Below are 11,604 nucleotides of genomic sequence, written 5' to 3' on the forward strand. Positions count from 1 at the left end.
CCTAGTTCGCGAGGTCGTCCACCGTGGCGGCCTCGTTCCGGGACAGGTTGATGCCCAGGTTGGCGGCCGCCCGCTCCAGGTCCTCGTCCTCGCCCTCGCGCAGCTCGATGGCCGCACCGTCGCTGGAGAGCACCTCGACGTTCAGGCACAGCGACTGGAGCTCCTTGAGGAGAACCTTGAACGACTCCGGAATACCGGGCTCGGGGATGTTCTCGCCCTTGACGATCGCCTCGTACACCTTGACGCGACCCACCACGTCGTCGGACTTGATGGTCAGCAGCTCCTGCAGCGTGTACGCCGCACCGTAGGCCTGCATGGCCCAGCACTCCATCTCACCGAAGCGCTGGCCACCGAACTGGGCCTTACCGCCGAGCGGCTGCTGCGTGATCATCGAGTACGGACCGGTCGACCGAGCGTGGATCTTGTCGTCGACCAGGTGGTGCAGCTTGATGATGTACATGTAGCCGACCGACACCGGGTACGGGAACGGCTCGCCGGAGCGGCCGTCGAACAGCGTGGCCTTGCCGTCGGGGCCGACCATCCGCTCGCCGTCGCGGTTCGGCAGGGTCGAACCGAGGAGACCGGTGAGCTCGTCCTCCTTGGCGCCGTCGAACACCGGGGTGGCGATGTTGCTGTCGACCGGAGCCTCGAGCATCTCCTCGGGGAGGTTCGCCGCCCAGTCGGGGGTGCCCTCCACCTTCCAGCCGGACTTGCCGATCCAGCCGAGGTGCGTCTCGAGCACCTGACCGATGTTCATACGACGCGGCACGCCGTGCGTGTTCAGGATGATGTCGACCGGGGTGCCGTCCGGCAGGAACGGCATGTCCTCCTGCGGGAGGATCTTGCCGATGACGCCCTTGTTGCCGTGGCGGCCGGCGAGCTTGTCGCCGTCCTGGATCTTGCGCTTCTGCGCCACGTACACCCGGACCAGCTCGTTGACGCCGGGAGGCAGGTCGTCGTCGTCCTCACGCGAGAACACACGCACACCGATGACCTTGCCGGTCTCGCCGTGCGGGACCTTCAGCGACGTGTCGCGGACCTCGCGGGCCTTCTCACCGAAGATCGCGCGCAGCAGCCGCTCCTCCGGGGTCAGCTCCGTCTCGCCCTTCGGGGTGACCTTGCCGACGAGGATGTCGCCGTCACGGACCTCGGCACCGATCCGCACGATGCCCCGCTCGTCGAGGTCGGCGAGGACCTCGTCGGAGACGTTCGGGATGTCCCGGGTGATCTCCTCGGCACCGAGCTTGGTGTCGCGCGCGTCGATCTCGTGCTCCTCGATGTGGATCGAGGTCAGCACGTCCTCCTCCACGAGGCGCTGCGACAGGATGATCGCGTCCTCGTAGTTGTGACCCTCCCACGGCATGATCGCGACGAGCAGGTTCTTGCCGAGCGCCATCTCGCCGTTCTCGGTGCAGGGACCGTCGGCCAGAACCTGGCCGGACTCGACCCGCTGCCCCTCGTCCACGATCGGGCGCTGGTTGCTGCAGGTGCCCTGGTTGGAGCGGGCGAACTTGTTCAGGCGGTAGGTCCGGCGGGTGCCGTCGTCGGCCATCACCGTGACGTAGTCCGCGGACACCTCCTCGATCACACCGGCCTTCTCGGTGACGATCACTTCGCCGGCGTCGACCGCGGCCCGCAGCTCCATGCCGGTGCCGACGAGCGGCGACTCCGAACGGACCAGCGGCACGGCCTGACGCTGCATGTTCGCGCCCATCAGCGCGCGGTTGGCGTCGTCGTGCTCGAGGAACGGAATCATCGCGGTCGCGACGGAGACCATCTGCCGCGGCGAGACGTCCATGTAGTCGACGTCGGACGACGCGACGTACTCGACCTCGCCACCCTTGCGGCGGACCAGGACGCGCTCCTCGGTGAAGTGCCCGGCCGAGTCGACCGGCGAGTTCGCCTGCGCGACGACGTGGCGGTCCTCCTCGTCCGCGGTCAGGTAGTCGACCTGGTCGGTGACCTGGCCGTCGACCACCTTGCGGTACGGGGTCTCGATGAAGCCGAACGGGTTGACCCGCGCGTACACCGACAGCGAACCGATCAGACCGATGTTCGGACCCTCGGGGGTCTCGATCGGGCACATCCGGCCGTAGTGCGAGTGGTGCACGTCGCGGACCTCGAGGCCGGCGCGCTCACGGGACAGACCACCCGGGCCCAGCGCCGACAGACGACGCTTGTGGGTCAGACCCGACAGCGGGTTGTTCTGGTCCATGAACTGCGACAGCTGGGAGGTTCCGAAGAACTCCTTGATCGCGGCCACGACGGGACGGATGTTGATCAGCGTCTGCGGCGTGATCGCCTCGACGTCCTGGGTGGTCATCCGCTCGCGGACGACGCGCTCCATGCGGGAGAGGCCGACCCGGATCTGGTTCTGGATCAGCTCGCCCACGGTCCGCAGACGACGGTTGCCGAAGTGGTCGATGTCGTCGACCTCGACCGGCACCTCGACGCCGCCGGGGACGGTCATCGACTGGTCGCCGGCGTGCAGGCGCACCAGGTACTCGATCGTCGCGACGATGTCTTCCTCGGTGAGGGTCGACGCGGTGATCGGCTGGCCGGTGTTGATGCCCAGCTTCTTGTTGATCTTGTAGCGGCCCACGCGCGCGAGGTCGTACCGCTTCTCCTTGAAGAAGAGGTTCTCGAGCAGGGTCTGCGCGGACTCCTTGGTCGGCGGCTCGCCCGGACGCAGCTTGCGGTAGATGTCGAGCAGCGCCTCGTCGGTGCCGGCGGTGTTGTCCTTCTCCAGCGTCGACATCATGATCTCGGAGAACCCGAACCGCTCGGTGATCTGCTCGGTGGTCCAGCCGAGCGCCTTGAGCAGCACGGTGACCGGCTGACGGCGCTTGCGGTCGATGCGGACACCGACGGTGTCGCGCTTGTCGACGTCGAACTCGAGCCACGCGCCGCGTCCCGGGATCACCTTGACGCTGTGCAGCGTCTTCTCGGTGGCCTTGTCGATCGACTCGTCGAAGTACACGCCCGGCGAACGGACGAGCTGCGAGACGACGACACGCTCGGTGCCGTTGATGATGAACGTGCCCTTGTCGGTCATCATCGGGAAGTCACCCATGAAGACCGTCTGGCTCTTGATCTCACCGGTGTTGTTGTTGATGAACTCGGCAGTGACGAACAGCGGCGCCGCGTACGTCATGTCCTTGTCCTTGCACTCCTCGACGGAGGCCTTGACCTCGTCGAAGCGCGGGTCGGAGAAGGACAGGGACATCGAGCCCGAGAAGTCCTCGATCGGGGACAGTTCGGCCAGGATGTCCTCCAGGCCGCCGGTCGCACCCTCGTCGCCGCGAGCCTTGGCCCGCTCTCGGGATGCCGGCGAGCCGATCAACCATTCGAAGGAATCGGTCTGAAGATCAAGTAGACCCGGAACTTCGAGGGGTTCGCGAATCTTTGCGAACGACACCCTCTTCGGGGCTCCGGGGATTCCGGCCTTGGTCTGGCTAGAGACTGCCAAGATGCGTCCTTCCAGCACCTCACGCGGGCCGCTCGCTGGATGCGACCGCCGCTGTATCTGCTTCTTCTGTGGGGCGAATTCGCTGGTCACAACCCGAACGAACTCGTCAACTCCACACGATGAAGCGAAAACTTCAGTGCAGCGGGGTCGAGAGGTGGACAGGAGGCAGCCAGCGCAACGTCCAAAGGTACCGGAAACCGGCGCAGAATACAACCGGGCAGGGTGGAGCCCCCGCAGCCCGAAGAGCACGCCCGACACGGACGCCTCGAAGGCACGGTGTTCACCGCTGTCACGTCACTACGACGTTGCACACCGGCGACGCACCGCGAGATGTGCACCGCTGACGCGGGTGCCGTCACAGGGAGATGTGGTCGACGCTCACGAGCCTGAGCGTCACCGCGCCCGATGCCTCCATTTGCGCCGGCGCGTAATCACTCTGACCCGCGATTGCTCGCATGCCTCGCCCAATAGAGTGACGTGTCACGCCCTCCGCGTCAAGGCCGACTCGACGCTTTCGGCCCTATTGCGACGTCACCACGCCCGAACCCGACGTCAGCGGTCCCGGATGTCGGCCAGCAACCACGCGTCGCCGACCTTCTTCATCGTCACCGACAGCGGCCCCTCGGCGCTGCCCTGAGCGACGCCGTCGTTGCTCGCGCTGACGTTCATGCTCGCCACCAACTCGGCGTGCTCGTCGTCGAGCAGCTTCACCCCGATGTCCGTGACCTGGGCGTTCGTCTCCGTCTTGGTCTGGACCACCGCGTCGCGCGTCACCTTCGCGGTCTTGTCGAACTCCGTGCGCATGTCGTCGGTGAGCACCGCGCGCGCCTTGTCGAAGTCCTGGTCCACGGTGTCGAACTTGTACGAGTAGAGCGTCTGGATCGCGTCCCGCGCGGCCGCCGACACCTGCGTGGTCGCCGCGGTGTCGACCCAGGCGCGGTTGGACACCGTCGCCCCGGGACGGAACGCGGCGACCACCGCGAACGCCCCCAGCGCCAGCGCGAGGGCGCCGATCACCGCCACCCGCATCCAGCCGGCGCGCGCCTCGGCGGGGTCGGCGGCGGCCTCCGCGCCCCCCTCGTCGCCGGACGGCGTGCGCGGACGCAGCGACGTTGTGCGGTTCACCGGCCTGGCCGGGGCCGACGGCTCCGCCACCGGCGGGTCGGCGGCGGCCGAGCCGGCGTCCACGGGTCGGCCGGCGCCCTCGCCCGCATCGGGCTCGTCGCCGGGTGACGTCGCGGCCGCCCGCTCGTCCCCGGGCGCCTCCGGCCGCGCCGCCGCCGCTCCCGTGACGTCCGGTGCGGCCGCGTCCGCTGCGGGCGCGACCTCGTCCGGTGCCTGCTCGGACGGTGTCGACGGCTCGACCGGCTCGGTGGGCCGGTCGGTGGACCGTCGCGCCGCCGCGGGGCCGGTGCCCGCGATCTTCGGGCGACGGCCCTTCGGCTGCGGGGTGTTGCTGGTGCGACGAGTTGGGGGCACTGGTCGATACTCCTTGAAACGCTGCGGACGACTCGAACTGCTGGAGGTGCTACTGACCGCCGGTGTTCGCGTCGGCGGGTGGGGCGGGCGCCGGAGTCGGTGCCGGCGATCCCGCGTCCATCGCCAGCGGCGCGCCCACGTTCGCGACCTTCGACGCCTTCCACACACCGTCGACCTCGGTCAACCCGATGCGCATCGTGACCTTGACCTTCTTCGGCTGCTGATTCGGCCAGGTCGTCGTGGTGGTGAGCACCACCAGCGACGTCGCAGACCCCTCGTCGCGGCTGAAGTCGGTAAGGGCGGCGTCGACGACCTGCGCCTCGCTCTTGGCACCGGTCTGTTTGACCTGCTCGGCCATCTGGTCGCGGGTCTCGTTCAACGAGTTGGTCATCTCGTCACCCGTGATCGACGACTCCATGTTCGCGAACGTCTGGTCGAGGTTCGCGGAATCGACGGTGTTCAGGTTGATCGCGGCCTGCCGCGCACCGGTGAGCGCGTCGTCCCGGGCGGCCGCCGCCGGCTTGTCGGAGAGCAAGGCGTGCGCCCAGCCGTAACCGAACCAGACCGCACACCCGAGGGCGACGAGAGCCAGAAGACTCACCACCGCGAGGGCAGGCTTGAGCAGTGTCGTGCTACGCATCACATCCACACCCTACTTGAAAGTAACTTGCGCTCGCCGCGACCGCCGTCACCGACGGCCGCGGCGACCCACCCCGGTCACCCCTTGGGCGTGATGCCCATCAGCGTTGCGAGCTGCGTCGCGATCGGGTTCAGGTTGAGCTTGTCGGGATCGACCTTCGGCTTGTTGTCCCACGGCTGCGGCGTGTTCGGGTCCGCGTACACGATCCGGTTGGCCGACCGGACACCGGTCACACTGCCCAACGGCGTGGTGCAGTTGGCCTTCGTGTTCAGCGGGAACTCGTCGCGGGTCGGGTCGAAGTTCGGGTTCTCCCGCTTCATCTGATCGAGGATCTGCTGCGTGCCCTCGTAGCCCTGCGTACACGGCGGCGGGTTGTTCGTCTCGAGCAGCAGGCCCTGATGCAGGGTGCCGTCACCCGGCGCCGCCGTGCTCGCACCCGCGGCCAGCGCGGGCAGGAACGTCAGCAGGATGTTCAACGCGAGCGAGCGCGGCCCCAGAACGGCCGACACCGCGGCCAGATTGTGCAGATCGGTCGTCAGCGCCGGACCCGCGGTGTCGATCAGCGACCCCACCTCGTTGCTCGCGGCGGTCCCCGACACGATCAGCCGACGCAGATCCGGGTCGCTGTCGCGCAGCTGCGCGGAGATGCGGTCGATGTCCGCGCTGAACTGCCGGATCGACGACGACTGCGTCGACTGCGTGTCCAGCACGATCCGGCTGTCGTGGATCAGTCGCAGCGTCTCGGGCAGATTCTCCTCACCAGCCTCGCTCAGCGTGTTCAGCGAATCGACCAGCACCTGCAGGTCGTCGCCGCGACCGTCGAACGCTCGGCCCAGCTCCGTCACGGTGGTGTTCAGCGCGTCCACCGGCACCGACCGGACCAGCGAATTGGTGCTCGAGAGCACCTGCTCCACCGGCACCGGGATCGACGTGTCCTGCCGGGTGATGACCGAGCCGGCCTGGAGATACGGGCCCTCGTCGCTCGTCGGCTGCAGATCGACGTACTGCTCACCGATCGCGGACCGGTTCGCGACAACCGCCCGCGCCGACGCCGGCACCTTCGGCGCACCGGTGTTGAGCAGCAGATCCACCTCGACACCGTCGTCGGTCAGGTGCAGATCCCCCACCCGACCCACCGGGACGCCCCGGTACGTCACCTCGGCGTTGGTGAAGATGCCGCCGGAGTCCGCGAAATCGGCGGTCACCGTGTACTGACCGAACCCGAGGAGGTTGTCCAGGCGCACGTACTTCGCGCCGACATACAGCAGTCCCACGGCCGCGACCAGGATGAACGCGACCAACTGGTACCGAACCAGGCGAGACCTCATCGGCCACCCACCCCCAGCTTCTGGAGCAGCCCGCTCAACGGGTTCTGCGGAGCCTGTTCGACCGTGCCGCGTACCGGTTCGGTGCCCGGCGCCACCGGTTGCCCCGGAGGCGGCGCCGGCGCCGGCACGATCGGCGGCAGCGGCAACAGCGACACCGTCGGCCAGCCCGGCCGCGGGCCGTTCCCGTTGTAGTACGGGTTCGACGGGTCGACCTTCGGCACGTACCCGTTGTAGCCGGGCGGCGGCGGCACGTACACCGGATCCGGCATCCCGACACCGAGCGCCTCGAGCTGCTGCCCCAGCCGCATGTCGAGAGTCAGGATCAGGTTCATCGAGTTGCCGTGGATGACCTTCTCCGCTCCGTCCGGGAACGGGAACGTCGGGATCAGCGGCAACACCGTCACCAGATCCTCGCTGGAATCGGCGAGCGCCTGCAGCGTCGGACGCAACGCCCGCAGGTCCGCGATCAGGTTGTCCTTCGACTGGGTCAGCACGTCGGTGCCGACCCGACCGAGGCGATCCAGCTGCCCGAGCATCTGCACGAACTGCGGGCGCTGTTCGTTGAGGACCTGCACCGCCGGCGGGATCTCGGTGAGGATCTTGTCGATCTGACCGGTCTGCTCCACGACCCGACCGTTGAGGGTGTCGAGCCCGTCCAGCGCACGGGTGATGTCGTCACGTTGCCGGTTCAGTCCGTCGATCAAGGTGTTCGCCTGATCCAGCAGCCCCCGGACCCGCACCTCCCGGCCGTCGAAGGCCGTCGTCAGCTCGTGGATGATCGGCTGCAACTGCGCCACCCCACCACCGTTGAGCAGCAACGACAGCGCACCGAGCACCTGCTCGATGTCGGTGACGTGCTGCGTGCGATCCACCGGGATCGTCGCACCGTCGGCCAGCGGCGTCGGAGACGGATTCGTCTTCGGCGCCGTCAGCTCGATGTACTTCTCGCCGAGCAGGCTGGTCTGCTGCACGCTCGCCACCGCGTTCGAGGGCAGGTTCACCGCCGAGTCGACGACCACGTTCACGTTCGCGGTCCACCCGTCGTCCGGAACGCCGATCTCCTCGACCCGGCCGACCGGGACACCGTCCACCTTCACCGTCGACTGCGGCACCAGGTCCAGCACGTCCTCGAACTGCACCGTCAGGTGCATCGGGTTCTCACCGAGATCGGCGCCACCGGGCAGCGGGATGCCGTAGACGCCCGACCCGCACCCCGACACGACCAGCGCGAGGGCACACGCACCCGCGCCGACACCGAGCAGTCGCCCGACCCCCGCCGGCTCCGCCTTCCCCACCCGCTTCACTGCCCACGGCTGCGCCTTCCCCACCCGCTTCACTGCCCACCCCTTGGAATGTTCTGGTCACTCAGACCGGGTGCCTGCGAGTTGCCCAGCCGCGGCGAGATGGCGCCCGGGAGGGTGCCCGGCTGCGACGGCCGCTGCAGATTGTCGCCGCTGAGGATGCCGAAGGGCAGGTTCAGCGTCGGCGTCTTCACCCCGGCGGTGACCTGGGACATGATCGCGGCACAGTTGTCGATGACCGGGCGCATCTGCCGGCTCAGCGCGTCGAACCTCGGATCCCCGGGCATCAGCTTCCCGAGGTCCATCAGCTTGCACAGCGTGCCGAACGGGTCCTGCGTCTCCGGCAGGTTCACCCGGGATGCCAGCGTGCCGGACTCGGCGTCGTACGAGTTGACGACGTTGCTGATCGCCAGCGGCAGGGTGGTCAGCGAGTCGACGAGATCCTGCCGATTGTCGGCGAGGGTCTGCGTCACCTGCACCAGCCCCTCCGCGTTGCTCGCGACGAGGTCCTTGTTGTCGCGGACGAACACCGCGACGTCGCCGAGCGTGACCGACAGCTGGTTGATCGCCGCACCGAGGTTCTGCCGTTCGTTCGACAGGAACCCACTCAGGTCGGCGAGCTGGCTGTTGAACTGCCGGACCTGGGCGTCGTTGGCCGCCAGCGCACTGACGAACGTCTGCAGGTTCTTGACGGTGTCGAAGAGGTCCCCGCGGTAGTAGTTCAGCGTGGCCGCGGCCTTCGACAGCTCCGTGATCGAGGTGCCGAGCGCCTCACCGTTTCCGTCGAGGTTCTTCGCCGCGGTGTCGACCAGATTCGACAGGGCGCCGTCCTTGTTCGCCCCGTTCGGGCCCAGCGCCTCGGACAGCTCCTCGATGCTCGAGTACAGCTGGTCCACCTCGACCGGGGTCGCGGTGCGTTCCCGCGGAATGGTGGCGCCCGACTCCATCACCTCACCGCCGCTGTACGCCGGGGCGAGCTGGATGTACCGGTCGGAGACCACCGAGGGGGTGATCTGCGCGGCCTTCGCGTCGGCCGGGATGTCGACCCCGCGGTCGACGCGCATCTCCACCCGAACCTGGTCGCCGAGCGGGGTGACCTCCTCGACCTTGCCGACCTTGACGCCGAGCACCCGCACGTCCGAGCCGGTGTAGATGCCGACCGACTTGTCGAAGTAGGCGGTGATCTGCGTGGTGCCCGCCCTGGTGAACAGCCACCAGCCACCGAACGCGAGGAGCAGCGCGCCGACCAGCACGCCGACGGTGGTCAGGATCTGCCCCCGGCTGAACTTCGGCATCCGACCCGACGTGATACCCGTCATCAGTTACCCCCCACAGTGCGCACCGGAGGACGCTCGCCCGGAATCAGCGGCAGCTGCGGCGGCGTCAGGTTGACCACGACCTGGTCGAACCACCGGCCGTTGCCGACGATGTTCGCGTACAGGCGGGTGAACGGCGCGTACAGCTTGATCGCCTTGTCGAGATTCGCGTTGTTGTCTTCCAGGATCTGCACGACCCCCCGCAGCTGCTCGAGCGCCGGACCGATCTGGGCCTCGTTGTCGCGGACCAGGCCGGTCAGCTGCTGGGAGAGCCGCTGCGTTCCGGTCAGGAGCTGGGCGATCGACTGCTGGCGCGCGTTGAGCTCGCCGAGCAGCAGACCGGCGCTGGAGATCAGCCGCGTGAACTCGGTGTTGCGGTCCGCGAGCACCTTCGACGTCTTCGCGGTCGCGGCGAACAACTTCGTCAGCTCCGCGTCACGACTCTCGATCGTCCTGGACAATCGGGACACGCCGTCGAGGGACGCCCGCACATCCGCCGGGGTTCCGGCGAACGCGTCCGACAGCGTCTGCATGCTCTGCGCGAGCTGCCGGGTGTCGATCTTCTCGAGCGTGGTCGCGGCGCTGGAGAACGCGTCGATCACGTCGTAGGGCGACGTCGTGCGCTCGAGCGGGATCGGATCCCCCGCCCGCAACGCCGACGCACCCCGCGGATCGAGAGCCAGGTACTTCTGCCCGAGGATCGTCTTGATCTGGATCGACGCGGTGGTCTGGTCGCCGACCCAGGCGTCCTTGACCTTGAACGCGACGTCGACGCGGTCGCCGTCGAGCGCGACCCCGGTGACCTTGCCGACCTTCACCCCGGCGATGCGGACCTCGTTGCCGGGCTTGAGTCCGGCCGCCTCACTGAACTCGGCGCGGTACGTGGCACCCGCTCCGATGATCGGCAGGTCGTCGAGGAAGAAGGCCGACATGGTCGCGAGCAGCACGACGACGATGCCGAGGGCACCGATGCTGGCGGGGCTCCGGCGTTGTGCCTTCACTGGCCCGCCCCGTTCGCCGAGCAGCGCGGTGCCGAGTTCGTGTAGATCGGCTGGTTGATCGTCGGCAGACCGGTCGGCAGGTTCAGGTACTTCGACTCGCCCGGGCCCGCGACGACGTCGATGCCGCACAGGTAGAACTGGAACCAGGATCCGTAGCTCGCGATCCGGCTGAGCTTGTCGAGCTTCACCGGGAGGTTCTGCAGGATCTTGTTCACCGCCGCGTCCTGCTCGTTCAACGTCCCCGCGAGCGTGTTCAGCGCGGACACCGACCCCTGGATCGACGGCCGGGTCGGCTCGAGCACGGCCGCGGTGGTGTCGGCCAGACCGGCGAGCGAGGTCACCGCGTCGCCGACCACGCCGCGGTCGTTGGCGAGGCCGGTGACCAGCTGCTCGGTGTTCACGATCAGCGAGCTGAGCTCGTCGTCGTGCTTGTTCACGGTGTCGAGGACACCGTTGAGGTTGGTGATGACGTCCCCGATCACCCGATCCTTGTCGGCGATCGTGTTGGTCAGGGTCGCGGTGTTGCGCACGAGCTCCGAGATGGTGCCGCCCTCTCCCTGGAACACCTGGATGATCTGGTACGACAGCTTGTTCACGTCGTCGGCGCTGAGTGTCTGGAACAGCGGCCGGAATCCGTTGAACAGGGTGGTCAGGTTGACCGCAGGCTTCGTGTGGTCGAGACCGATGGTCTCGCCCTCCGTCAGCTTCATGCCCTGCTGTCCGGTGCCCTGCTCCAACGCGATGTAGCGCTGGCCGACGAGGTTGCGGTACCGGATCGTGGCCGTCGAGCCGGCCGGCAGCCAGTCCCGATCCGTCAACGAGAACTGGACCTTCGCCTCCCGGTCGTTGACGATCGCGATCTTGTCGACCTGCCCGACCCGGACACCGGCGATGCGGACCTCGTCACCCTTGTTCAGCGAGGTGACGTCGGAGAACACGGCGTTGAACTTGGTGCCGCCCCCGCCGCTGGTGTTCGCGATCGTGAACGCCAACGTCGCGGTCGCCACGATCGTGACGATTGCGAAGATGACGAGCTTGGTCAGCGGTCCGGCGAGACCCCGCAACTGGCT

Annotated in this window: 8 protein-coding genes; all 8 read right to left on the minus strand. The window is 67.9% G+C overall.

The features are described from left to right. Nucleotide 1 precedes the first annotated feature (1 nt). On the minus strand, nt 2-3,487 hold the full coding sequence (rpoB, locus tag ABD951_RS21325) for a DNA-directed RNA polymerase subunit beta (RefSeq protein WP_345350677.1): 3,486 nt from the start codon (nt 3,485-3,487) through the stop codon (nt 2-4). A gap of 534 nt (nt 3,488-4,021) precedes the next feature. Next, nucleotides 4,022-4,948 carry a hypothetical protein gene (locus ABD951_RS21330; RefSeq protein WP_345349838.1) on the minus strand — a complete coding sequence of 309 codons (927 nt, stop codon included), beginning with the start codon at nt 4,946-4,948 and terminating at the stop codon, nt 4,022-4,024. 49 nt (nt 4,949-4,997) lie between these two features. Further along, nucleotides 4,998-5,588 (minus strand): hypothetical protein, encoded by a 591-nt coding sequence (locus ABD951_RS21335; RefSeq protein WP_345349841.1) that lies wholly within the window; start codon nt 5,586-5,588, stop codon nt 4,998-5,000. A gap of 77 nt (nt 5,589-5,665) precedes the next feature. Continuing rightward, nucleotides 5,666-6,916 carry an MCE family protein gene (locus ABD951_RS21340; RefSeq protein WP_345349844.1) on the minus strand — a complete coding sequence of 417 codons (1,251 nt, stop codon included), beginning with the start codon at nt 6,914-6,916 and terminating at the stop codon, nt 5,666-5,668. Continuing rightward, on the minus strand, nt 6,913-8,211 hold the full coding sequence (locus ABD951_RS21345; RefSeq protein WP_425569919.1) for an MCE family protein: 1,299 nt from the start codon (nt 8,209-8,211) through the stop codon (nt 6,913-6,915). Before ABD951_RS21345 ends, ABD951_RS21340 begins: the two co-directional genes overlap by 4 nt. Nucleotides 8,212-8,249: 38 nt before the next feature. Then, a complete protein-coding gene (locus ABD951_RS21350; protein WP_425569906.1) occupies nt 8,250-9,536 on the minus strand; it encodes an MCE family protein in 1,287 nt (428 codons plus the stop codon). Beyond that, nucleotides 9,536-10,534: an MCE family protein gene (locus ABD951_RS21355; RefSeq protein ID WP_345349847.1), complete on the minus strand. Its 999-nt coding sequence runs from the start codon at nt 10,532-10,534 to the stop codon at nt 9,536-9,538. The genes ABD951_RS21350 and ABD951_RS21355 overlap by 1 nt, the downstream gene beginning before the upstream one ends. Beyond that, nucleotides 10,531-11,598 (minus strand): MCE family protein, encoded by a 1,068-nt coding sequence (locus tag ABD951_RS21360; RefSeq protein WP_345350686.1) that lies wholly within the window; start codon nt 11,596-11,598, stop codon nt 10,531-10,533. Before ABD951_RS21360 ends, ABD951_RS21355 begins: the two co-directional genes overlap by 4 nt. Nucleotides 11,599-11,604: the final 6 nt, after the last annotated feature.

It is taken from the genome of Rhodococcus olei, assembly GCF_039540555.1.
GTDB classification, from domain to species: domain Bacteria; phylum Actinomycetota; class Actinomycetes; order Mycobacteriales; family Mycobacteriaceae; genus Rhodococcus_G; species Rhodococcus_G olei.